This window comes from Streptomyces sp. MMS24-W38, assembly GCF_059889265.1.
Genome location: NZ_JCBCPP010000001.1, coordinates 4,439,786 through 4,462,998, shown reverse-complemented (window position 1 = coordinate 4,462,998; position 23,213 = coordinate 4,439,786). Strand labels below are relative to the sequence as shown.

Annotated in this window: 17 protein-coding genes and 1 pseudogene; 2 read left to right on the top strand and 16 right to left on the bottom strand. The window is 69.7% G+C overall.

Going from position 1 to position 23,213, the window contains the following annotated elements:
- Nucleotides 1-225: 225 nt before the first annotated feature.
- Nucleotides 226-1,044: a TIGR03936 family radical SAM-associated protein gene (locus tag AC6F7H_RS19230; RefSeq protein WP_500761933.1), complete on the bottom strand. Its 819-nt coding sequence runs from the start codon at nucleotides 1,042-1,044 to the stop codon at nucleotides 226-228.
- Nucleotides 1,045-1,050: 6 nt separating this feature from the next.
- Nucleotides 1,051-2,139 carry a hypothetical protein gene (locus AC6F7H_RS19225; protein WP_500758174.1) on the bottom strand — a complete coding sequence of 363 codons (1,089 nt, stop codon included), beginning with the start codon at nucleotides 2,137-2,139 and terminating at the stop codon, nucleotides 1,051-1,053.
- A gap of 171 nt (nucleotides 2,140-2,310) precedes the next feature.
- Between AC6F7H_RS19225 and AC6F7H_RS19220 the strand changes: the two genes are divergently transcribed.
- Nucleotides 2,311-3,240 carry an ion transporter gene (locus AC6F7H_RS19220; protein WP_500758173.1) on the top strand — a complete coding sequence of 310 codons (930 nt, stop codon included), beginning with the start codon at nucleotides 2,311-2,313 and terminating at the stop codon, nucleotides 3,238-3,240.
- Nucleotides 3,241-3,368: 128 nt separating this feature from the next.
- Here the strand turns inward: AC6F7H_RS19220 and AC6F7H_RS19215 are convergent, their stop codons facing one another.
- The 11 genes and pseudogenes from AC6F7H_RS19215 to AC6F7H_RS19165 form a co-directional block, all read right to left on the bottom strand.
- Nucleotides 3,369-5,318: a TIGR03960 family B12-binding radical SAM protein gene (locus tag AC6F7H_RS19215; protein WP_500758172.1), complete on the bottom strand. Its 1,950-nt coding sequence runs from the start codon at nucleotides 5,316-5,318 to the stop codon at nucleotides 3,369-3,371.
- Nucleotides 5,319-5,394: 76 nt separating this feature from the next.
- Entirely contained in the window at nucleotides 5,395-6,951 is a 1,557-nt protein-coding gene (locus AC6F7H_RS19210) for a CYTH and CHAD domain-containing protein (protein WP_500758171.1), read from the bottom strand.
- Between the two features lie 90 nt (nucleotides 6,952-7,041).
- Nucleotides 7,042-8,241: pseudogene (rodA, locus tag AC6F7H_RS19205) on the bottom strand (rod shape-determining protein RodA); the annotation flags it as partial.
- Nucleotides 8,238-10,523 carry a penicillin-binding protein 2 gene (gene mrdA, locus AC6F7H_RS19200; protein ID WP_500758170.1) on the bottom strand — a complete coding sequence of 762 codons (2,286 nt, stop codon included), beginning with the start codon at nucleotides 10,521-10,523 and terminating at the stop codon, nucleotides 8,238-8,240. The pseudogene rodA and the gene mrdA, both read right to left, overlap by 4 nt.
- Nucleotides 10,524-10,610: 87 nt before the next feature.
- Nucleotides 10,611-11,276, bottom strand: coding sequence for a rod shape-determining protein MreD (mreD, locus tag AC6F7H_RS19195; RefSeq protein ID WP_109379089.1), 666 nt, complete (start codon nucleotides 11,274-11,276; stop codon nucleotides 10,611-10,613).
- A 13-nt stretch (nucleotides 11,277-11,289) separates the two neighbouring features.
- Nucleotides 11,290-12,231, bottom strand: a complete 942-nt coding sequence (gene mreC, locus AC6F7H_RS19190) for a rod shape-determining protein MreC (protein WP_500758169.1) — start codon at nucleotides 12,229-12,231, stop codon at nucleotides 11,290-11,292.
- A gap of 229 nt (nucleotides 12,232-12,460) precedes the next feature.
- Nucleotides 12,461-13,480, bottom strand: coding sequence for a rod shape-determining protein (locus AC6F7H_RS19185; RefSeq protein WP_109379091.1), 1,020 nt, complete (start codon nucleotides 13,478-13,480; stop codon nucleotides 12,461-12,463).
- 318 nt (nucleotides 13,481-13,798) lie between these two features.
- Nucleotides 13,799-14,212 (bottom strand): nucleoside-diphosphate kinase, encoded by a 414-nt coding sequence (gene ndk, locus AC6F7H_RS19180; protein WP_109379173.1) that lies wholly within the window; start codon nucleotides 14,210-14,212, stop codon nucleotides 13,799-13,801.
- Between the two features lie 215 nt (nucleotides 14,213-14,427).
- Complete coding sequence (locus AC6F7H_RS19175) at nucleotides 14,428-14,766, bottom strand: DUF4233 domain-containing protein (protein WP_500758168.1); 339 nt, start codon at nucleotides 14,764-14,766, stop codon at nucleotides 14,428-14,430.
- Nucleotides 14,767-14,772: 6 nt separating this feature from the next.
- The gene (gene folC, locus AC6F7H_RS19170; protein ID WP_500758167.1) at nucleotides 14,773-16,299 is read right to left on the bottom strand and encodes a bifunctional tetrahydrofolate synthase/dihydrofolate synthase; all 1,527 of its coding nucleotides are present in this window, start codon (nucleotides 16,297-16,299) and stop codon (nucleotides 14,773-14,775) included.
- A gap of 135 nt (nucleotides 16,300-16,434) precedes the next feature.
- A complete protein-coding gene (locus AC6F7H_RS19165) occupies nucleotides 16,435-19,059 on the bottom strand; it encodes a valine--tRNA ligase (protein ID WP_500758166.1) in 2,625 nt (874 codons plus the stop codon).
- 138 nt (nucleotides 19,060-19,197) lie between these two features.
- Here AC6F7H_RS19165 and AC6F7H_RS19160 point away from each other — a divergent pair, with 138 nt between their 5' ends.
- A complete protein-coding gene (locus AC6F7H_RS19160) occupies nucleotides 19,198-20,148 on the top strand; it encodes a hypothetical protein (RefSeq protein ID WP_500758165.1) in 951 nt (316 codons plus the stop codon).
- A 73-nt stretch (nucleotides 20,149-20,221) separates the two neighbouring features.
- Here the strand turns inward: AC6F7H_RS19160 and clpX are convergent, their stop codons facing one another.
- From clpX to AC6F7H_RS19145, 3 genes are all read right to left on the bottom strand, one after another.
- Nucleotides 20,222-21,508 (bottom strand): ATP-dependent Clp protease ATP-binding subunit ClpX, encoded by a 1,287-nt coding sequence (clpX, locus tag AC6F7H_RS19155; RefSeq protein ID WP_109379096.1) that lies wholly within the window; start codon nucleotides 21,506-21,508, stop codon nucleotides 20,222-20,224.
- A gap of 188 nt (nucleotides 21,509-21,696) precedes the next feature.
- On the bottom strand, nucleotides 21,697-22,377 hold the full coding sequence (locus AC6F7H_RS19150; protein WP_500758164.1) for an ATP-dependent Clp protease proteolytic subunit: 681 nt from the start codon (nucleotides 22,375-22,377) through the stop codon (nucleotides 21,697-21,699).
- Between the two features lie 114 nt (nucleotides 22,378-22,491).
- Complete coding sequence (locus tag AC6F7H_RS19145) at nucleotides 22,492-23,100, bottom strand: ATP-dependent Clp protease proteolytic subunit (protein WP_500761931.1); 609 nt, start codon at nucleotides 23,098-23,100, stop codon at nucleotides 22,492-22,494.
- Nucleotides 23,101-23,213: the final 113 nt, after the last annotated feature.

Genomic DNA, 23,213 nt, shown 5'->3' with positions numbered 1-23,213 from the left:
CCCGGTCCGGCGATGCCGGTGACGTCCGCGGCTCGCGCGAAGCGCGGTTGCCGCCGTCCGGGGCGCGGGCGCCGCACGGGAACTCTCTGTGTCCTGTCTCACCGGTTCCGTACACCGAATGCGCACGGCCTGGCGAAAGTCTTGTGATGGGTGCGCTGCCCGACCCAGGTGGCTCCCGAGGTACGAGGGCGGCGCTACGACGTCCGTCCCTACGCGGGACCTTCCTTACACCGGCGCCGTCGCGGTGGCAGTGGCACCGGCCGGATGCGGCTCGGTCGCTGCTGCCTCGCGGTCGGGCGCGAGCGGGTCGGTCACCGTGCCGGTCTCTTCATCGAGCAGCCCCTGCGCCAGCCTGGTCACCGCTGCGGGGACCGGCGGCGCCAGATCGGCCACGGCGCGGAGACCGGACAGGACGTCGTCGGGTCGAACGGCAGGCGTCACGTGCCGAACAACCAGCCGCAGTATCGCACAGGGCTGGTCGGTCGGCCTATCAGCCGACGAAGGGTGCGTTTCCAGGCTTTCCAGAGCCACGACCGCGGAACGGGTGTCGAACGTACGCACCCCGTTCTTCGTCCGGCGCTGCACCTCGACGGTACCGGCCGCGTTGAAGGCGTCCACCGCTCGGCGGGCCTCCTCGCCGTCGACACCGGCCAGCCGCAGCTCCCACACCGAGGCCGTGAGCCGGTCTGCGAGCCCCGAGGTACGGGCCTCGGCCGCCTCGATGATGTCGAGCCCGGTGGGCAGCGACTCGTCGAGGAGGGCTCTGATCCGCTCCGGATCCCGCGCCCGGGTGAGCGCGATCTCCAGGTACTCCGCCTCACTGCCCGTGCCGGTGGGTGCGGCATTGGCGTACGACACCTTCGGGTGCGGCGTGAACCCCGCCGAGTACGCCATCGGCACCTCGGCACGGCGCAGCGCGCGCTCGAAGGCACGCTGGAAGTCACGGTGGCTGGTGAACCGGAGGCGGCCGCGCTTGGTGTAGCGCAGTCGAATGCGCTGTACCGCGGGTGCGGGCGGCGGACCTTCGGGCTGTCGCTTGCCCAGTGTCGTTCAGTCCTTCGTGAGAGCGGTTGTACTGCTACCAAGAGTACGCGCCTCACCGCCGATAGGTTCCCGTCGGTCCGTGAGCACCGGCTCCCCCTGCTCTCCGAGGAACATCCGGCGGACATCGGCACGGGCCCGCCGCACCGAAGCGCGGGCGGCGGCGAGGGACTGCCGTACGGCCCTTCCCACGGCGCGCCCGGCCTCGGCGGCGGGCCGCAGCACCGCGTCCCGCACCATGTGCCCCACCGGTGTCAGCACACGCGTGTACATCCACCGCGCGGGCTCCACGACGATCCACCGCACCAGGGCGCCCAGGAACCGTCCCACCGCGAGCGAGACGTGCCCGGCGACCCGCCAGGCGTGCCCGAGGGCGTTGCCGATCTCCCGCGCGACGACGGCGAGCACCCGCCCGACCGGCACCAGAACCCAGCGCCACACGGCGAGCAGGGGCAGCACGAGCAGGAGCCGGGTGATCCAGTACAGCCCCGTACCGATACCGGTGACGAGCATGTCCGCCAGCCGTACCAGCCCCTTCACGCACCAGGCGACGGCCTGTCCGACGGGTGTGAGCACCCACCTGTACAGCCACGCGCAGGGCACGACGACCAGGTACCGCGTGAGCCAGGCGAGGACCGCGAACACCCCGAGCCCGATCGCTGTGCAGACGGCCGCGATCCCTCGCAGCACCCACATCACGCCGTGCCCGAAGGGCGTCAGCACCCGCCCGTACAGCCACACCAGCGCGTGCCCGAGCGGCACGAGCACATACCGGTACAGCCACCCGGCGGGAATGACGATCACCAGGTTCCCGAGCCGGGCGAGCGCCTTGCCGAGCGGCACGAGGCCGTATCGCCACAGCCCCACCAGCGGCCACACGAACACCGCTCGCCCCACCCACCACAGCGCTCGCCCGAGCGGCCGGAACACGGCACGGTCCAGCCACCGCGCGGCGGCAACACACCCGTCCCACGCCATCCGCACCGGCAGCACCAGGACGAACACGACGATCCGTACCGGCAGGCGAACCGCCGTGACCAGACACCCCTCACCCGCGGGCGCCACCGGCCGCTCGACACCCGTCTTCTCCTGCTTCATACGGATGAGGACGCCCCTGCGGAACATTCGGATGCACCGGCCGCACACCGGCGGGAATCCCCACATCTACAGTGCTGTAGAAATCTGCCCGGAAGTGTCACCGCTGCACGATCCGCCGGTTCCTTCGAACGGCGGGCATGACGCGCAGCACGAAGGAGTAGATACAAGCACGTGAACGACCACCCTGCCCTCACGGGCGCCACCCCCCGGCCCCTCCGCCACGCCTTGGCGGAGAGAGCCCGCGCCGTCACCGAAGCCCGCTGGTTCGCCCTCACCGTCTTCATCCTGATCCTCACCAACGCGGCCCTGCTGGGAGCCGAGACCTACAGCGGACTCTCCAGGGACTGGCACCACGGATTACGCCTCGCCGAGCACCTCTGCCTCGCCGCCTTCACCGTCGAGATAGCCCTGCGCGCCTGCGCCCACGCGGACCGCCCCCGCGACTTCTTCCGCGACCCCTGGAACCTCTTCGACCTGGCCGTCGTCGCCTGCGCCTTCCTGCCCCTCGTCCGCGAGAACACCACCGTTCTGCGGCTCCTGCGCCTCGCCCGCGTCCTGCGCACCGCCCGCTTCCTCCCCCAGCTGCGGATCGTCTTCGTCGCGGTGGCCCGTAGCCTGCCGGGCACCGTCAGCTTCCTCCTGGTGGGCGCGCTCCTGCTCTACGTCTACGCCATGGTCGGCTGGGTCTTCTTCAGCGAGGCGGACCCCGGCCAGTTCGGCTCCATCGGCCGCGCCGCCCTCACCCTCTTCCTGCTGATGACCCTGGACGGCCTCGGTGACGCCGTCCACGCGGGCCTGGAGATCTCCCGCTGGAGCATCGTCTACTACGCCTCCTACGTACTGTTCGCCTCGTTCGTCCTGGTCAACGTCCTCATCGGGGTCGTCATCAGCTCCCTGGAGGAAGCCCGCGAACTGGAACGCGAACACTCCCCCGAGGCCCTCGCCCCGGCCCCCGCCCCGGACCCCGCGCAGGATCTACGCGCCCGCATCGCCACCGCCAGAAAGGCCCTGGACGACCTGGAAGCCGTCCTTCCGCCGCTCCTCACCCCCCACCAATCCGAGCCGACCCCCGCACCCACCCCTGACGCGGCCCGGTCATAACACCACCCCCGTCGCAGGCCGCGAACGCCGGTGGGCCCACTCCGTTTTCCGGAGTGGGCCCACCGAACATCCCGGGACGACGGCTCAGGACGAAGCACCGCGGGAAGCGGGCGCCGTGTGCCGCACGGTCAGGCCGTGTTCTTCACCGTCAGAGGCAGCAGCTTCTTACCAGTTGGTCCGATTTGAATACTGGTGTCCATCTGAGGACACACCCCGCAGTCGAAGCAGGGGGTCCAGCGACAGTCCTCGACCTCTGTCTCGTCGAGGGCGTCCTGCCAGTCCTCCCAGAGCCAGTCCTTGTCGAGGCCGGAGTCGAGGTGGTCCCAGGGGAGGACCTCCTCGTAGGAGCGTTCGCGGGTGGTGTACCAGTCGACGTCCACGCCGTACTGCGCCAGGGCCTTGTCGGCGCAGCCCATCCAGCGGTCGTAGGAGAAGTGCTCGCGCCAGCCGTCGAAGCGACCGCCGTCCTCGTAGACCGCGCGGATGACCGCGCCGACGCGGCGGTCGCCGCGGGAGAGGAGGCCTTCGACGATGCCGGGCTTGCCGTCGTGGTAGCGGAAGCCGATGGAGCGGCCGTACTTCTTGTCGCCGCGGATCTTGTCGCGCAGTTTGGTCAGGCGGGCGTCCGTCTCCTCGGCCGACAGTTGCGGTGCCCACTGGAAGGGGGTGTGCGGCTTGGGGACGAAGCCGCCGATGGAGACCGTGCAGCGGATGTCGCCCGAGCCGGAGACCTCGCGGCCCTTCTGGATGACGTTCATCGCCATGTCGGCGATCTGGAGGACGTCGTCGTCGGTCTCGGTGGGCAGGCCGCACATGAAGTAGAGCTTCACCTGGCGCCAGCCGTTGCCGTAGGCCGTGGCGACGGTCCTGATCAGGTCGTCCTCCGAGACCATCTTGTTGATGACCTTGCGCATACGCTCCGAGCCGCCCTCGGGGGCGAAGGTCAGGCCGGAGCGGCGGCCGTTGCGGGTCAGTTCGTTGGCCAGGTCGACGTTGAAGGCGTCGACGCGGGTGGAGGGCAGGGAGAGGCCGATCTTGTCCTCTTCGTAGCGGTCGGCGAGGCCCTTGGCGATGTCGCCGATCTCCGAGTGGTCGGCGGAGGAGAGGGAGAGCAGGCCGACCTCTTCGAAGCCGGTGGCCTTCAGGCCCTTCTCGACCATGTCGCCGATGCCGGTGATGGAGCGCTCGCGCACCGGGCGGGTGATCATGCCGGCCTGGCAGAAGCGGCAGCCGCGGGTGCAGCCGCGGAAGATCTCCACCGACATGCGCTCGTGGACCGTCTCGGCGAGCGGGACGAGGGGCTGCTTGGGGTAGGGCCACTCGTCGAGGTCCATCACCGTGTGCTTGGAGACGCGCCACGGGACGCCCGACCTGTTCGGTACGACGCGGGCGATCCGGCCGTCGGGGAGGTACTCGACGTCGTAGAAGGCGGGGACGTAGACGCCACCGGTCCGGGCCAGGCGGTGGAGGAGTTCCTCGCGGCCGCCGGGGCGGCCCTCCTCCTTCCAGGCGCGGGTGATCCGGGTGATCTCCAGGACGGCCTGCTCGCCGTCGCCGATGACGGCGCAGTCGATGAAGTCGGCGATCGGCTCGGGGTTGAAGGCGGCGTGGCCGCCGGCCACGACGATCGGGTCGTCGAGGCCGCGGTCCCTGGCCTCGAGCGGGATGCCGGACAGGTCCAGGGCGGTGAGCATGTTGGTGTAGCCGAGCTCGGTGGAGAAGCTCAGGCCGAACACGTCGAAGGCCTTGACCGGACGGTGGCTGTCGACCGTGAACTGCGGGACGGCGTGCTCCCGCATCAGTTCCTCCAGGTCCGGCCAGACGCTGTAGGTGCGCTCGGCGAGGACGCCTTCCTGTTCGTTGAGCACCTCGTAGAGGATCATGACGCCCTGGTTGGGCAGTCCGACCTCGTACGCGTCGGGGTACATGAGGGCCCAGCGGACATCGCAGCTGTCCCAAGGCTTGACCGTGGAGTTGAGCTCTCCGCCGACGTACTGGATCGGCTTCTGCACATGCGGGAGCAGCGCTTCGAGCTGAGGGAACACAGACTCGGCGGCCACGGCGGCTTCGGCAGGCATCTCGGGAACCTTCGTGTGCTGGCTGGGGTTCCCCCGGCCGGAGGCTGGGGGCGGGTGACCATCCAGCCTAACCGCTTCAGAAGGCGGCGGATTTTCTGATCGGCTTCCAGGTTTCCGGGAGGGCGTTCTCGGTGATCTCCGCGCGCCGCTCCTCGCGTCCGTACAGCACCCCGTACGTGAAGTCGCTCTCCCCCGCCGCGTGGGCTACGGCGGCGAGTTCGCGCAGGGTCTTGCGGGCCATGACGCTGTCCTGGTGGTCGCCGAGCAGGCCCTGGAGGGACTTCATGCTCTTGACCAGGTCCTTGGCGGGGTCGTCGAGAGCCGGGGTGGCGGTCTCGGCGGCGTAGCGGGTGCGCTTGGTCTTCTTGCGAGCCTCGTGCAGGGCGAGGTCGCGTTCGTGGCCGGGCGGGAGGTCCAGGGCCCGGGTGACGAGGCCGGACAGCTTGTCGAGGTCCTTGCTCACGGCCTTGGCGAGCACCTTGTCCGGGCCGGCCGCGGCCTTCTTCCGCAGGGGCGGGTCGGCCAACAGGGCGTCGAGGGTGTCGAGCAGGGTGAGGTAGCGGTGGGAGTCGAGGACTCCGGTGACCTTGCCGTGGGCTCCACGGTGGCCGGTCTCGGACCAGGTGGTCAGCCTGTCGCGCACGGGGCCGTGGACGAGGGCGTCGGGCAGGTCGTCCAGGGCCGTGATGAGGCGCCCGGCGAGGACTTCCTGGTCGCGGTCCAGGCCGAGCTCTCCGGCCAGCCATTTCAGGTCGACGCCGACGGGGTCGGTGGTCTTCCGGTCGAGGACGCTGCGGAAGGAGCGGAAGGTGCTGCGCAGGCGGCGGGTGGCGACGCGCATGCGGTGCACGGAGTCGGGTACGTCCTGGCGTACGGCGGGGTCGAGTTCGACGAGGGCGTCCCGCTGGGCGCGGACGTAGGCGAGGACGTGGTCGCCGGCGGTGACGGGTTTCCCCACCGGCCGGCTGCGGTGCTTGCGCTTCGGTGCCGCGGTCGGGGCGGCCGCGGGTGCGGGGGCGGCCTCGGGCGTGTGCGTGGGGGGTGCCGTCTCGGCGAGGGCCCTGGCGAGCTTGGAGGGCGCCTTCGAGGGGCGCAGGCCCGCCTTGCGGAGCCGTTTGTCGACCTTGTCGAGGAAGGCGGGGTCGCCGTCGTCGGCGAGTTCGACCTCGATCTCGGTCCACTGGGCGGTGCCGTCGCCGGTGAGGCGTTCGGCGTGCACGGTGTCGACGCTGATCTCGGCGAGGAGCCGGCCGGTGGCGTCGAGGAGGTGGCGTACGTCGCGGTCGGAGCGCAGCCGGACCACGGGGCCCAGTGCGGCGCCGCGGACGCGGGAGCGGACGAGCCGGGCGAGGTCCTCCGGGACGGTGTCGGAGAGCGGGGCGCGGATCTCGTCGCGCACTCCGGGGGCGACGGGGAACTTCAGGTGCCAGCCGGCGTCGGAGCCTCCGGTGCGGCGGCGCAGGGTGAGGGAGGCGGCGGCGAGGCGGTGGTCAGCGGTGTCGTAGTAGGTGGCGTCGAGGTGGACGACGCCCTGGTCGACGAGGGACGCCACGCCGGGGACGCCGGTCAGGTCGGGGAGTCCGCTGTCGCCGGACTCGTACTTTCGCTCGATTTCGCGTGTGGTGTCCGCCATGAACTGAACCTATCCGCCAGACCTGAATCTACTCGTGACCGGTGCGGAACGGCGGGGCCGGTCCGCACCGGTCGTACGGCCGGACACGCTCGCGGACAGCGGGCGCTGCAGTCTGATCGACTGCAGGAGTCCCACGGCCAGCCACACCGCGAACATCGACGAGCCGCCGTAGGACACGAACGGCAGGGGCAGGCCGGTGACCGGCATGATGCCGAGGGTCATGCCGATGTTCTCGAAGGCCTGGAAGGCGAACCAGGCGACGATGCCGGCGGCGACGATGGTGCCGTACAGGTCGGTGGTGTCGCGGGCGATGCGGCAGGCGCGCCACAGGATGACGCCGAGCAGGACGATGATGAGCCCGCCGCCGATGAACCCGAGCTCCTCCCCGGCGACGGTGAAGACGAAGTCGGTCTGCTGCTCGGGCACGAACTGGCCGGTGGTCTGCGAGCCTTCGAAGAGGCCGGAGCCGGTGAGGCCGCCGGAGCCGATGGCGATGCGGGCCTGGTTGGTGTTGTAGCCGACGCCGGCGGGGTCGAGTTCGGGGTTGGCGAAGGCGGCGAAGCGGTTGATCTGGTACTCGTCGAGGACTCCGAGCTGCCAGACGGTGACGGCGCCGACGGCTCCGGCGCCGATCAGGCCGAAGATCCACCGGTTGGAGGTGCCGGAGGCGAGCAGCACGCCGAGCACGATGACGACCATGACCATGACCGAGCCGAGGTCGGGCATCAGCATCACGATCAGCATGGGGACGACGGCCAGCCCCAGGGCCTGGAGGACCGTGCGGTGGTCGGGGTAGGGCTTGTCGCCCGCGTCGACCCGGGCCGCGAGCAGCATGGCCATGCCCAGGATGATGGTGAGCTTCACGAACTCCGAGGGCTGGAGCGAGAAGCCTCCGCCGAGCTTGATCCAGGAGTGGGCGCCGTTGATGGTGGAGCCCAGCGGGGTGAGCACCAGCAGGATCAGGAAGACCGAGGCGCCGTAGAGGACCGGTACGGCGGTGCGCAGGGCGCGGTGGCCGAGCCAGAGCATGGCGACCATCAGGGCCAGGCCGATGCCGGTGTTCAGCCAGTGCCGGACCAGGAAGTAGTACGGGTCGCCCTGGTTGAGCTCGGTGCGGTTGCGGGTCGCCGAGTAGACCAGGAGGGAGCCGAGCAGCGACAGGGCGATCGCCGACAGCAGTATCGGCCAGTCGAGTCGCCGGGCCGGGGAGTCGCGGGCGAGGAGCCGCGTCCAGCCGGCCCGCTCGGGTCCGTAGCCGGAGACGTGGAAGCTGTTGACTCCGCCGGTCATGGCGCCGTCCTCCGGTCTGCTGTGCGGCGCGCCCGGCCGGCGCTCCGTCGTGCGTCTCGGCGGCGGGTGTCGCGGTTGACGGGCGGGGGCGTGTTCACGGTCGCGCCCTGGTCCTGGCCGTCGGGCGTCGTCCCGCCCTCCTCGGTCCCGGCCTCCTCGGTGGCCCGCAGGTCCTTGGCCGGGTCCTTGGAGATCTTCGGGGAGATGATGGTGCCGTCCGTCCTGACCTTGGGCAGCGTCTTCTGCGGGGTGGACAGCAGCGCCTTCTTCTTGTCGATCCCGCCGTCCGGGGAGACGCCGTACAGCGCGTTGTAGACATTGCGCACGGCGGGGCCCGAGGCGCCGGAGCCGGTGCCGCCCTGGGAGATCGTCATGACGATCGAGTAGTCCTTGGTGTAGGTCGCGAACCACGAGGTGGTCTGCTTGCCGTGGACCTCGGCGGTACCGGTCTTGGCATGCATCGGGATCTCGTCCTGCGGCCAGCCGCCGAACCGCCAGGCGGCCGTACCGCGGGTGGCGACTCCCTCGAGGGCTCCGTCTATGGCTTTGAGGGTCTTCTTCGTCACCGGCAGCTTGCTGTGCGCCTTGGGCTCGATCTCCGTGACCTGCTTGCCGTCGGGGCTGATGACGGCCTTGCCGACGGTGGGGTGGTAGAGGGTGCCGCCGTTGGAGAGGGCCGCGTAGACGGCGGCCATCTGGATGGGGGTGACGAGGGTGTCGCCCTGGCCGATGGAGTAGTTGACGGAGTCACCGGCACGCAGTCGGTTGCCTTCGAGGCAGTTCTCGTAGGCGATGCGCTCGACGTAGCTGCCGTCCTTCTTGCCGGACTTGCACCAGGCGTCCTTGTTGGCCTTCCAGTAGTCGGCCTTCCACTGGCGGTCGGGGACGCGGCCGGTGACCTCGTTGGGCAGGTCGATGCCGGTCAGCTCACCGAGGCCGAACTGGTGGGAGGTCTTGTAGAACCAGTCCTTGGCGTTCTTCTTCGGCTTGTTGCCGCCGTCGCGCTTCCACTCCTCGTGGGCGAGCCGGTAGAAGACGGTGTCGCAGGAGACCTCGAGGGCTCGGCCGAGGCTGATCCCGCCGTGGTTCTGGGATTCGAAGTTCTTGAAGACCTGGCCGCCGATGGAGTACGAGCTGGAGCACTCGTAGGGGCCGTCGAAGGAGTAGCCGGCGTTGATCGCGGCGGCCGTCGGGATGACCTTGAAGATGGAGCCGGGTGCCGACACACCCTGGATGGCGCGGTTCAGCAGCGGGTAGTTGGACTTCTTGCCGGTGAGCTTGGCGTAGTCCTTGCCGGAGATGCCGCCCACCCAGGCGTTGGGGTCGTAACTCGGGTTGGAGGCCATGGCGACGACGCGGCCGGTCTTGGCCTCCATGACGACGATGGCCCCGGAGTCGGCCTCGTAGAGGCGGTTGGTGTTGCGGTCCATCTCCTTGCGGGCCTGCTTCATCGCCTCGTTCAGCTCGTACTCGGCGACCCGCTGGACGCGGGCGTCGATGCTGGTGACGAGGTTGGCGCCGGGCTGGGCGGGGTCGGCCTGGGCCTCGCCGATGACGCGGCCGAGGTTGTCGACCTCGTAACGGGTGACGCCCGCCTTGCCGCGCAACTGCTTGTCGTACTCGCGTTCCAGGCCGGAACGGCCGACCTGGTCGGAGCGCAGGTAGGGCGAGTCGGTGTCCTGTGCCTCCTGGAGTTCCTCGTCGGTGACGGGCGAGAGGTAGCCGAGGACCTGGGCGGTGTTGGCCTGCCCGGGAGCCGCGTACCGGCGTACGGCCTGGGGCTCGGCGCTGATGCCGGGGAAGTCCTCGGCGCGCTCGCGGATCTGCAGGGCCTGCTTGGCGGTGGCCTCGTCGGTGATGGGGATGGGCTGGTACGGGGATCCGTTCCAGCAGGGCTGGGGGGTCTTGGCGTCACACAGCCGGACCTTCTCCATGACCTCCTTGGTGGGCATGCCGAGGACGCCTGCGAGCTTGGTGAGGACGGCCTTGCCGTCGTCCCTCATCCTCAGGAGTTCGGTGCGGGAGGCGGAGACGACCAGCCGGGTCTCGTTGTCGGCGAGGGCCACTCCGCGGGCGTCCAGGATGGAGCCGCGGACCGCGGGCTGGACGACCTGCTGCACGTGGTTGCCGGAGGCCTTCTTCGCGTACTCGGCGCCCTCGCGGATCTGGAGGTACCACAGGCGCCCGCCCAGGGTGCCGAGGAGGGAGAGGACGAGTACCTGGATGACGACGAGCCGGATCTGGACCCGTGGGCTGCGCCCGGTCTCGGGGATGTTAGTCATGGGCGCAGCCCATTCCGTTGAGGGTGGTGGTGGGAGACGGGTGGGAGGTCACGCGGTTTCCCTCCCCCTCGGTGAGGTTCTGCGGTGTCACAGGCGCTTTACCCCCTTGATGCGGCCGGCCCGCGCCACCCGCGCCCGCGCCGCCTTCGCCCTCAGGCCCCGCTGGGCGCCGATGCGCAGCCCGGTGCCGCCGGAGCTCCAGCCGGAGGCGATGTCACCGGACTTGGCGGAGCTGTTCTCGGCGAGTGGATCGTTCTCGGCGCGCCGGGCCAGGGCCATGACCCCGGGGACGACGAAGGGGGCGAGCAGCAGGTCGTACAGGGCGGCGCTGAAGAGCAGTCCGCCGAGACCGACGTTGCGGGCCGCGGTGTCGCCGACGAGGGCGCCGACACCGGCGTAGAGCAGGGTGGTGCCGATGGCCGCGGCGACCACCACGGCCATCGGGCCGGTCGCCGATCTCACCTGGCCGCTCTCGGGCTTGACCAGCCCGGCGAGGTAGCCGACGACGCACAGCACCAGGGCGTAGCGGCCGACGGCGTGGTCGGCGGGCGGGGCCAGGTCGGCGAGGAGTCCGGCGGCGAAGCCGACGAGGGAGCCGCCGACATGGCCGTAGACCAGGGCGAGGCCGAGGACCGTCAGGAGGAGCAGGTCGGGGACGGCGCCCGGGAGATGGAGGCGGGCGAGGACGCTCACCTGGATCACCAGGGCCACGACGACCAGTGAGCTGGAGAGCAGGATCCGGTTGACGCGCATGGGGTGACAGCTCCTACTGCTCTTGCTGGTCCTGGCCGCCGGCCGGGGCTGACGGGGTGACGGTCACCGTGACGGTCGGCATGGGCGTGGGCTTCGGTTTCTCGGGCAGCACCGTGTCGCGCGGGTCCTTCTCGGGGGCCTGGACGACCACACCGACGACGTCGAGCTTGGTGAAGCCGACGAACGGCGTGACGTAGAGGGTGCGGGTGAGGTCACCGCCGGAGGGGTCGACGCGGGAGACGGTGCCGACGGGGACTCCGGGCACGAACGGCTTGTCGGCCTGTGAGCCGAAGGTGACCAGCCGGTCGCCCTTCTTGATCTCGGCCTTGCCGTTGAGGAGTTCGACGCGCAGGGGCCGGTCGCCCTGGCCGGAGGCGAAGCCGAGTTCGTCACCGGCCTCCATGCGGGTGCCCACGGTGAAGTCGGGATCGTTGGCGAGCAGCACGGTGGCGGTGTTCGGACCGACGGTGGTGACCCGGCCGACGAGTCCGTCGCCGTTGAGGACGGTCATGTCGCGCTTGACGCCGTCGTCGGCGCCGACGTCGATGGTGATGGTCCAGGAGAAGCCCTGGGCCGCTCCCATGGCGATGACCTGGGCGCCCTTGATGCCGTACTGGCCCTGGCCGGCGGCCTTCAGCAACGTGTCGAGCTGCTTGGCTCTGCTGCGGTTGCGGTCGTCGCTGCCGAGTTCGGCCTTGAGCGCGGCGTTCTCCCGCTCCAGTTCGGCGAGCCGGTCGTACCGGTCACCGGAGTCGCGGACCGCGGAGACGGCGTTGCCGATCGGGTCGACCGCTCCGGCCACTCCGTTCTCGATCGGACCGAAGACCGTCGCCGCGGCCTGCCGGGCACCGTCGACCGGTGAATCCTCTCCGCCGCGGATGTCCACCGTGATCAGTGCGAAAGCGGTGGTGATCAGCAGCACCAGGAGCAGCCGGCTCTCTCGTGTGTCCCTCACGTGCGACGGCCGTGCCTTCCTCGTCGAGAACGGGTAACGAAAACGGGGGTGGTACCGAAGTGGTCGGAAACTGTGGGGAATTAAGGGAACCGCGGATCTGACGATCTACAGATCTACGGTTCTGCAGATCTACGGGCCTGGAAACTACGGGGGGTCAGCTTATGTCTCTATATCAACGATCCGCCGTACGAGAGGAGATCGTCCCGTACGGCGGAATCGGAGAGCCGCGTCATCTGCGCGGCTGGGCGTCCAGCACCTGCTGGAGCGCCTCGAACTCCTCGACGCACTTCCCGGAGCCGAGCGCCACGCTGTCCAGCGGGTCCTCGGCGATGTGGATGGGCATGCCCGTCTCGCGGCGCAGCCGCTCGTCCAGACCGCGCAGCAGCGCCCCACCGCCGGTCAGCACGATGCCCCGGTCCATGATGTCGCCGGACAGCTCCGGCGGGCACTTGTCCAGGGTGGTCTTGACGGCGTCCACGATGGCGTTGACCGGCTCCTCGATCGCCTTGCGCACCTCGTCGGCGGAGATGACCACGGTCTTGGGCAGCCCGGAGACCAGGTCCCGGCCGCGGATCTCGGTGTGTTCGTCGGAGTCGAGGTCGTACGCCGAACCGATCGTGAGCTTGATCTGCTCGGCCGAGCGCTCACCCAGCAGGAGGGAGTACTCCTTCTTGATGTGCTGGATGATCGCGTTGTCCAGTTCGTCACCCGCGACCCGGATGGACTGGGCGGTGACGATGCCGCCGAGGGAGATGACCGCGACCTCCGTGGTGCCGCCGCCGATGTCCACCACCATGTTGCCCGTGGCCTCGTGGACCGGCAGGCCGGAGCCGATGGCGGCGGCCATGGGTTCCTCGATGATGTGCACCTGGCGGGCGCCGGCCTGGGACGACGCCTCGATGACAGCACGGCGCTCGACGCCGGTGATGCCCGAGGGGACACAGACGACGACCCGCGGACGGGCCAGGTAACGCCGCTTGTGGATCTTCAAAATGAAGTAGCGGAGCATCCGCTCGGTGATCTCGAAGTCGGCGATGACGCCGTCCTTCAGCGGACGTACGGCAACGATGTTGCCGGGGGTGCGCCCGATCATCTTCTTCGCTTCGGCCCCGACCGCGAGGATGCCACCGGTATTGGTGTTGATCGCGACGACGGACGGCTCGTTGAGTACGATTCCGCGGCCTCTCACGTACACCAGCGTGTTGGCGGTCCCGAGGTCGACAGCCATGTCACGGCCGATGAACGACATAGAGTTCCCCATGAGGATTCGTCTGGCCTTCCCACTGGCTTTTGAGGGCTTTTCAGGTCGGCGAGGTGGGTGCGGTGACGCGAAGGCTTCCATCGTAGACGCGCCTTCGCGAACACTGCGCGAGGGTCTTCGCCATTGTCAGCAGATGGCGGGTCCGGTTGCTTGTGGAGACGGTCCATCGGGGGCATGCGTTCCCCCGAACGCCGCGCATATGTCAAAAAGGTCTGGGGGCAAAGCCCCCAGACCAGCCGCCGGACGGCCGAAGCGCGACGCACGGCCGCTATGGGATTGTTATGCGCGGTCTCGGTGGACGGGACGTCACGCGTGGCCGGGGAAGAAGATCTTCACCTCGCGCTCGGCGGACTCCTCGGAGTCGGAGGCGTGGATCAGGTTCTCCCGGACGATCACGCCGAAGTCGCCGCGGATCGATCCCGGGGCCGCGGCGACCGGGTCGGTCGGACCGGCCAGCTGGCGCACTCCCTCGATGACCCGCTCACCCTCGACGATCATCGCCACGACCGGACCGGAGGCCATGAACTCCACCAGCGGCTCGTAGAACGGGCGGCCGACGTGCTCCTCGTAGTGCTGCTCCAGGGTGGCACGGTCCAGGGTGCGCAGCTCCAGCGCGGTGATCCGCCAGCCGGCCTTGCGCTCGATGCGGCTGATGATCTCGCCGACCAGTGAGCGGCGGACGGTGTCCGGCTTCAGGAGGACGAGGGTGCGCTGGGTCATGGTGTGCGGCTCCTTGCAGGCCAGGAAGTCGGATGGCCCGAGGCTACCCGGTGGGGCCGCAAGGTCGGCACCTGGACCCCGTCCGACAGCCCCGCTACCGCGGGAAGCATGATCAGCAGTACGCCGAGCACAAGGGCGAGCCGGGATCATCTCCGCGTCGGTGGAGAGGGACCGGGTGCCGAGCACCATGAGGCACCCGGCACCGACGACACCTGCTACGCGGACTGTTGCGCGGCGAACCGGGCCTTCGCCTCGTCGATCTTCCGCCCGTAGTGCACCGAGGCCCACCACAGCACCGCGAACAGCGCGCCCAGGAAGAACATCGTCGGGACGAAGAAACCGGAGGCGAGCAGGGCGAGCTGCAGGGCCCAGCCGAGGGCGAGGCCGCCGGGCCGGGTGATCATCCCGCACAGCGCCACGCACAGGAACATGGCGATGCCGCACACCGTCCACACGGTGGTGACGGAGAGGTTCGGGTCCTTCATCGCGACCAGCCCGGCGAAGCCGATGACGAGGACCTCGCTGATCAGGGTCGAAGCGCAGAGCGTACGCACGGTTTCTCAGCCCCTCCCCAGGAGCAGTCGGGCCTCGCCGACGGTGATGACGGAACCGGTGACGAGCACACCGGCGCCGGTGAACTCGCCCTCCTCCTCGGCCAGCGTGATCGCGGCCTCCAGCGCGTCGGGCAACCGGGGTTCGACCTGGACGCGGTCCTCGCCGAACACCTCGACGGCGATCCCCGCCAGTTCGTCGGCGTCCATCGCGCGGTGACTGGAGTTCTGGGTGACGACGACCTCGGCGAAGACCGGCTCGAAGGCCTCGAGCAGCCCGCGCACGTTCTTGTCGCCGCTGGCGCCCACCACGCCGATGAGCCGGCTGAACTGGAACGCCTCCCCGATCGACGCGGCCGCGGCCCGCGCGCCCGCCGGGTTGTGGGCGGCGTCCAGCACGACGGTGGGCGAGCGGCGTACGACCTCCAGCCGGCCCGGTGAGGCGACGGCGGCGAACGCCCCCCGCACGGTGTCGAGGTCGAGCGATTCGGCCCGCTGGGCCCCGACGCCGAAGAACGCCTCCACGGCGGCGAGCGCCACGGCCGCGTTGTGCGCCTGGTGGGCTCCGTGCAGCGGCAGATAGAGATCGGGGTACTCCCCGCCGAGGCCGCGCAGGGTCACCTGCTGGCCGCCGACGGCGACCTGCCGGTCGACGACGCCGAACTCGAGCCCTTCCCGGGCCACCGTCGCATCGACCTCGACGGCCTTCTTCAGCAGCACCTGGGCCGCGTCGACCGGCTGCTGGGCCATGATCACCGTCGCGTCCGGCTTGATGACGCCGGCCTTCTCGGTGGCGATCTCGGCGGGTGTGGCGCCGAGCCGGTCGGTGTGGTCGAGGTCGATCGGCGTCACGACGGCGACGCTCCCGTCGATCACGTTGGTGGCGTCCCAGGTGCCGCCCATGCCGACCTCGACGACGGCGACGTCCACCGGCGCGTCGGCGAACGCCGCGTACGCCATGCCCGTGAGCACCTCGAAGAAGGACAGCCGGTACTCCTGCTGGGAGTCGACCATCTCGATGTACGGCTTGATGTCCTGGTACGTCTCCACGAACCGCTCGGCGGAGATCGGCGCCCCGTCGAGGCTGATCCGCTCGGTGACCGACTGGACGTGCGGCGAGGTGTACCGGCCCGTGCGCAGTTCGAAGGCGCCGAGGAGGGCCTCGATCATGCGGGCGGTGGACGTCTTGCCGTTGGTGCCGGTGATGTGGATCGAGGGGTACGCGCGCTGCGGCTCGCCCAGCACGTCCATCAGCGCGGCGATACGGCTGACCGACGGCTCCAGCTTGGTCTCGCCCCAGCGGGACGCCAGCTCCCCCTCGACCTCCCGCAGCGCCTTGTCGACCTCGGGGTCGGCCGGTCGCGCGGGCACCTCGGCCTGCGGCGGGCCGCCCTGCGTGCGCAGGGTACGGCTGCCGGCCTCGATCACCGCGAGGTCGGGGTCTCGTTCCGTCTCGGCCTCGATGATCTCCTCGAAGGAGTCGAGGGGGTCACCGGAGCCGGACCGCTCACTGTCGTTCGGGGGGAGCTCACTCACGGAGCCCAGTCTACGTACCCGGCCCGCGCCCCCTCCCACGGCAGCCGACGGCCCCCGGAGCCGTGCTCGGGCTCCGGGGGCCGTCGGTCGCCGTGAGTGATTCGCGGACTGCGGTTCGCGGTCCGCGGCTCGCGGTCACGCCGGGGGCAGCCGGTCCAGCTGGGTCTGGATGCGGGCGATGTCCTCGTCCGCCTTGGCCAGCCGCGTACGGATCTTGTCGACCACGTGGTCGGGGGCCTTCGCCAGGAACGCCTCGTTGCCCAGCTTGGCCTCCGCCTGCTGGCGCTCCTTCTGCGCGGCGGCCAGGTCCTTGGCTAGGCGCTTGCGCTCCGCCGCGAAGTCGATCACCCCGGAGAGGTCCAGGGCGACCTCGACGCCCGCCACCGGCAGGGTCGCCGTCGCGGTGAACGCGTCACCCTCCGGCTGCAGCCGGAGCAGCTGCCGGATCGCCGCCTCGTGCGGGGCGAGGGCCGACCCGTCCAGGGTCAGCCGGGCGGGGACCCGCTGGCCGGGCTGCAGACCCTGGTCGGCTCGGAAGCGGCGGACCTCGGTGATGACCGACTGGAGGGTCTCGATCTCCCGCTCGGCGTCGGCGTCCCGGAAGCCACTGTCCGCCGGCCAGTCGGCGATGACGACCGACTCGCCACCGGTCAGCGTCGTCCACAGCGTCTCGGTGACGAACGGGACCACCGGGTGCAGCAGCCGCAGCGTGACGTCGAGGACCTCGCCGAGGACCCGCTTGCTGACCTCGGCCGGCTCGCCGCCCGCCTGGAACGTCGTCTTGGACAGCTCGACGTACCAGTCGAAGACCTCGTCCCAGGCGAAGTGGAACAGCGCGTCGGACAGCTTGGCGAACTGGAAGTCGTCGTAGAGCGCGTCGACTTCGGCGACGACGGAGTTCAGCCGGGACAGGATCCAGCGGTCGGTGGACGACATCTTCGAGGCGTCCGGCAGCGGACCCTCGACCGTGGCGCCGTTCATCAGCGCGAAGCGCGTGGCGTTCCAGATCTTGTTGGCGAAGTTGCGCGAGCCCTGGACCCAGTCCTCACCGATCGGCACGTCGACGCCCGGGTTGGCGCCGCGCGCGAGGGTGAAGCGCAGGGCGTCGCTGCCGTACTTGTCCATCCAGTCCAGCGGGTTGACCGCGTTGCCGAAGGACTTCGACATCTTCTTGCCGAACTGGTCGCGGACCATGCCGTGCAGGGCGATGGTGCGGAACGGCGGGGTGCCGTCCATCGCGTACAGGCCGAACATCATCATCCGGGCGACCCAGAAGAAGAGGATGTCGTAGCCGGTGACCAGGACGGAGTTCGGGTAGAACTTCGCGAGCGACTCGGTCTCTTCGGGCCAGCCGAGCGTGGAGAACGGCCACAGGCCGGAGGAGAACCAGGTGTCGAGGACGTCGGTGTCCTGGTGCCAGCCCTCGCCGCTGGGCGGCTCCTCGTCCGGACCGACGCAGACGACCTCGCCGTCCGGCCCGTACCAGACGGGGATGCGGTGGCCCCACCACAGCTGGCGGGAGATGCACCAGTCGTGCAGGTTGTCGACCCAGTCGAAGTACCGCTTCTCCATCTCCTGCGGGTGGATCGTGACCTTGCCGTCGCGGACGGCGTCACCGGCGGCCTTCGCCAGCGGGCCGACCTTGACCCACCACTGCATGGACAGCCGCGGCTCGACGGTGGTCTTGCAGCGCGAGCAGTGGCCGACGCTGTGGACGTAGGGCCGCTTCTCGGCGACGATCCGGCCCTCGGCGCGCAGCGCGGCGACGATGGCCGAGCGGGCCTCGAGCCGGTCCAGGCCCTGGAAGGGGCCGTGGACGGTGATGACGGCGTGCTCGTCCATCACGGTGAGGGACGGCAGGTCGTGGCGGCGGCCGATCTCGAAGTCGTTCGGGTCGTGCGCCGGGGTCACCTTGACGGCGCCGGTGCCGAACTCGGGATCGACGTGCTCGTCGGCGACGACCGGGATGGAGCGGTCGGTCAGCGGCAGCTTGATGAGCTTGCCGACCAGGTGCTTGTACCGCTCGTCGTCGGGGTGGACGGCGACGGCGGTGTCGCCGAGCATCGTCTCGGCACGGGTCGTGGCGACGACGATCGTCTCGTCCCCGTCGCCGTACTTCATGGAGACGAGTTCGCCGTCGTCGTCCTGGTACTCGACCTCGATGTCGGAGATCGCGGTCAGGCAGCGCGGGCACCAGTTGATGATGCGCTCGGCGCGGTAGATCAGCTCGTCGTCGTGGAGACGCTTGAAGATGGTCTGGACGGCCTTGGACAGCCCCTCGTCCATGGTGAAGCGCTCACGCGACCAGGCGACGCCGTCGCCGAGGCGCCGCATCTGCCCGCTGATCTGCCCGCCGGACTCGCCCTTCCACTGCCAGACCCGCTCGACGAAGGCCTCACGGCCGAGGTCGTGCCGGGACTTGCCCTCCTTGGCGAGTTCCCGCTCGACGACGTTCTGCGTGGCGATGCCGGCGTGGTCCATGCCGGGCTGCCACAGCGTCTCGTACCCCTGCATGCGCGCACGGCGGGTGAGGGTGTCGATGATCGTGTGCTCGAAGGCGTGCCCGAGGTGCAGGCTGCCCGTGACGTTCGGCGGCGGGATGACGATCGTGTACGGAGGCTTGTCGCTCTTCGCGTCGGCCTCGAAGTAGCCCCGCTCTACCCAGCGCTCGTACAGCGGCCCCTCTACGTCGGCCGGCGCGTACTGGGTCGGCAGTTCGGGGGTGGACGCTGGCTGCGGCTGCTGAGTGTTCTCGGTCACGAGCGTCAGTTTACGGGTGTCACGGCCCAGTCCCGAAACACGATTCCTTTGTAACGGTGCACCCCCCACTGGCCTGATCACGACGCCCCTGGGTCAGGATGTCAACGACACGTAAACATCTGGAGGGGAACCCAGAAGATGAGCCACAACCAGCCGGGCCCGTACGGCGGGCAGCCCCAGCAGCCCGGACCGTACGGTCAGCCGGGTCCCTACGGCCAGCAGCCGCAGGCTCCGCAGCCCGGCTACGGGTACCCCCAGCAGGCGCCCCCGCCCGGCCAGCCCGGCTACGGCTACCCGCCCCAGCCCGGCCAGGGCGTCCCGCCCCAGCAGCCCCCGTACGGCCAGCCCCCGTACGGCCAGGCCCCGTACGGCGCCCCGCAGCCCCCGGCACCGGACGGCGGCTCCAAGAAGGCCGGCTGGATCATCGGCGCGGTGGCGGTCGTGACGGCGATCGGTGTCGGCGCGTACTTCGTGTTCGGCGGAGGCGGTGGCCTGGAGGACGACGGCCCGCACAAGCTCTCGGCGCCGGAGAAGGTGATGGGCGAGTACACGCGGGTCGGTGAGGGCGGCGAGGACTCGAGCTCCAGCACCACGAAGGACCTGGCCAAGGGCGGCGTGAAGAACGGCAAGTCGGTGGGCGCCTCCTACTCGACGGCCGACTTCAGCCGGTACGACCTCAAGAACCCCGACCCGGCCGACCTGCCCAGCAAGGAAGAGCTGCTCACGGCGAAGGGCGTGACGTTCCTCGGCGCCTACGGCGAGGTCGAGGACCCCGAGGCGGCCGTGGACAAGCTCTTCGCCAACATCAAGAAGGAGACCGGCAAGAGCAAGGGCTCGGACAACGAGCTCCTGTCCGAGCTGGTGGGCGAGCCCGAGGCGGTCGACCTCGACGGTGCGGTCATGAAGTGCCAGGCCGGCAAGGGCAAGAACAACCTCACCCAGCAGGACACCACCAACTGGTTCTGCATCTGGGCGGACTACAGCACGGTCGCGGTGGTCTCCCCCGGTGACAACACCAAGGACATCACGAAGGACGCAGCCGCGGACATCGCCACGAAGCTCCGCGACGAGGTGCGCGTCCCGGCGTAGGGGTACGCAGCGCGCGAAGGGCCCCGGTCGAGTGACCGGGGCCCTTCGCCTGTGCCGGGGACGGCTGTTGCCGCTACGCCGTCTTCTGCTCGCCCGGTCCGCGGCCGCGGGCGTCGCGCGGGATCAGGGTCGGGTTGACGTTGGAGAGGACCACGTCCGCGGTGATGACCACCCGGGCGACGTCCTTGCGGGACGGGACCTCGTACATGACGCCCTGGAGGACTTCCTCCATGATGGCGCGCAGGCCGCGGGCGCCGGTCTGGCGGAGGATGGCCTGGTCGGCGATGGCTTCCAGCGCCTCGCGCTCGAAGTCCAGCTCGACGCCGTCGAGTTCGAAGAGGCGCTGGTACTGCTTGACGAGCGCGTTGCGCGGCTCGACCAGGATCTGCAGCAGGGCCTCGCGGTCGAGGTTGTGCACCGAGGTGATGACCGGGAGCCGGCCGATGAACTCGGGGATCATGCCGAACTTGACCAGGTCCTCCGGCATGACCTGCTCGAACTGGTCCTTGGACTCCAGTTCCCGCTTGGAGCGGATGGTGGCGCCGAAGCCGATGCCCTTGGCTCCCGCGCGGCCCTCGATGATCTTCTCCAGGCCGGCGAAGGCGCCGCCCACGATGAACAGGACGTTCGTCGTGTCGATCTGGATGAACTCCTGGTGCGGGTGCTTGCGGCCGCCCTGCGGCGGGACGGACGCCGTGGTGCCCTCGAGGATCTTCAGCAGGGCCTGCTGGACGCCCTCGCCGCTCACGTCGCGCGTGATCGACGGGTTCTCGCTCTTGCGGGCGACCTTGTCGATCTCGTCGATGTAGATGATGCCGGTCTCGGCCTTCTTGACGTCGTAGTCGGCGGCCTGGATCAGCTTGAGCAGGATGTTCTCGACGTCCTCGCCGACGTACCCCGCCTCGGTGAGGGCGGTGGCGTCGGCGATCGCGAACGGGACGTTCAGCATGCGGGCGAGGGTCTGGGCGAGGAGGGTCTTGCCGGAGCCGGTGGGGCCCAGCAGCAGGATGTTGGACTTCGCCAACTCGATGGCGTCCTCGCGGCCTTGGGCGCCGCCGTTCTCCCCCGCCTGGACCCGCTTGTAGTGGTTGTACACCGCGACGGAGAGAGCTTTCTTGGCCGATTCCTGGCCGACCACGTACCCCTCGAGGAACTCGTAGATCTCGCGGGGCTTGGGCAGTTCCTCCCAGCGGACCTCGCTGCTCTCGGCGAGCTCTTCCTCGATGATCTCGTTGCAGAGGTCGATGCACTCGTCGCAGATGTACACACCGGGCCCTGCGATGAGCTTCTTGACCTGCTTCTGGCTCTTGCCGCAGAACGAGCACTTAAGCAGATCGCCGCCGTCACCGATGCGTGCCACGGTGTGCTTCCCCTTCGCCTGGGAGCCCCCGGACGTCAACGTCCATCGACTCCTGGTGCTGCCTTATGTCCGACGGTACCTTGCCGGGCCCCCCGTCCGGGCCCCCCTTGGCACGGTTCGCTTCGACGTGGACCGTCCGCGACCGTGCCAAGGAGCGGCAGACAATACAGCCTCCCGGATCCCACGCGTCAGCGCAGGCTGGCGTTGTCCATCTTCCGGGTGGTGATGATCTGGTCGATCAGACCGTAGCTCAGCGCGTCCTCGGCCGTGAGGATCTTGTCCCGCTCGATGTCCTCGCGGATCTTCTCGACCGGTGTGGTGGAGTGCTTGGCCAGCATCTCCTCCAGCTGCGAACGCATCCGGAGGATCTCGTTGGCGGCGATCTCCAGGTCGGAGACCTGGCCGCGGCCGGTCTCGCTGTACGGCTGGTGGATCAGCACGCGCGCGTTCGGCAGGGCCATGCGCTTGCCGGGGGTGCCGGCGGCGAGCAGCACAGCGGCGGCGGAGGCCGCCTGGCCCATGCAGACCGTCTGGATGTCCGGCTTCACGTACTGCATGGTGTCGTAGATCGCCGTGAGCGCGGTGAAGGAGCCGCCGGGGCTGTTGATGTAGACCGAGATGTCCCGGTCGGGGTCCATCGACTCCAGGCACAGCAGCTGCGCCATGACGTCGTTGGCGGAGGCGTCGTCGATCTGCACGCCGAGGAAGATCACGCGCTCCTCGAAGAGCTTCGCGTACGGGTCGTACTCGCGGATGCCCTGGGAGGTGCGCTCGACGAAGCGCGGGATGACGTAGCGGGACTCGGCCGCGGGGCCGGTGTACTCGGCACGGGCGCGGTCGTACAGGCCGCTGCCGGGGAAGTCGTTCACAGTGTCTCCTGGAAAGGGGCTGAGGCGGTCGGCCGGGGCTGCTGGGGCTGCCGTCGGACCCTGGGGCGGGTCCGACGGGGGTCCTACGGGGCCGCTGGGGCTCCCGTGGGCCGCTCAGGCCGCCCCGGTGCCGCCGCCGCCCGGCATGCCCGCGGCCGTGGGGATGACGTCGTCGATGAGGCCGTAGTTTTTGGCCTCGAAGGCGTCGAACCAGCGGTCGCGGTCCGAGTCGCGGGTGATCTGCTCGACCGACTGGCCCGTGTGCTGGGAGGTGAGCTCGGCCATGCGCTTCTTGGTGTGCAGCAGCCGCTCGGCGTGGATCTTGATGTCCGAGGCCGAGCCGGCCAGGCCGGCGGAGGGCTGGTGGATCAGGATCTCCGCGTTCGGCAGCGCGAAGCGCTTGCCGGGCGTGCCCGCGCTGAGCAGGAACTGACCCATCGAGGCCGCGAGGCCCATGGCGATGGTCACCACGTCGTTCTTGATGTACTGCATGGTGTCGTAGATCGCCATGCCGGCCGTGATCGAACCGCCCGGGCTGTTGATGTACATGTAGATGTCCTTGTCCGGGTCAGCGGCAAGGAGCAGAAGCTGTGCAGTGATCTTGTTCGCGATGTCGTCGTCGACCGGCTGGCCGAGGAAGATGATCCGCTCGTTGAGGAGCCGGTTGTAGACATGGTCGCCGAGGCCACCGCCGATGGAAGGCTCGCCGGCGGCGGAGGGCATCAGATTCGTCACGTATCCACCTGCTCGTCTTACGACGGCGCCGGGCCGTCTCACGTGTTCTGCCGGGGTGTGGGGCCGTCCGGCCGTACTCGCGGACTCCCCTGCCCTCGTAT

What these genes read in the sequence shown, in the direction of transcription:
- AC6F7H_RS19225 (WP_500758174.1), bottom strand. Translation starts at nt 2,139, where the DNA reads ATGAAGCAGGAGAAGACGGGTGTCGAGCGGCCGGTGGCGCCCGCGGGT.
- AC6F7H_RS19215 (WP_500758172.1), bottom strand. Translation starts at nt 5,318, where the DNA reads ATGCCTGCCGAAGCCGCCGTGGCCGCCGAGTCTGTGTTCCCTCAGCTC.
- AC6F7H_RS19210 (WP_500758171.1), bottom strand. Translation starts at nt 6,951, where the DNA reads ATGGCGGACACCACACGCGAAATCGAGCGAAAGTACGAGTCCGGCGAC.
- mrdA (WP_500758170.1), bottom strand. Translation starts at nt 10,523, where the DNA reads ATGACTAACATCCCCGAGACCGGGCGCAGCCCACGGGTCCAGATCCGG.
- mreD (WP_109379089.1), bottom strand. Translation starts at nt 11,276, where the DNA reads ATGCGCGTCAACCGGATCCTGCTCTCCAGCTCACTGGTCGTCGTGGCC.
- AC6F7H_RS19185 (WP_109379091.1), bottom strand. Translation starts at nt 13,480, where the DNA reads ATGTCGTTCATCGGCCGTGACATGGCTGTCGACCTCGGGACCGCCAAC.
- ndk (WP_109379173.1), bottom strand. Translation starts at nt 14,212, where the DNA reads ATGACCCAGCGCACCCTCGTCCTCCTGAAGCCGGACACCGTCCGCCGC.
- AC6F7H_RS19160 (WP_500758165.1), top strand. Translation starts at nt 19,198, where the DNA reads ATGAGCCACAACCAGCCGGGCCCGTACGGCGGGCAGCCCCAGCAGCCC.
- AC6F7H_RS19145 (WP_500761931.1), bottom strand. Translation starts at nt 23,100, where the DNA reads ATGCCCTCCGCCGCCGGCGAGCCTTCCATCGGCGGTGGCCTCGGCGAC.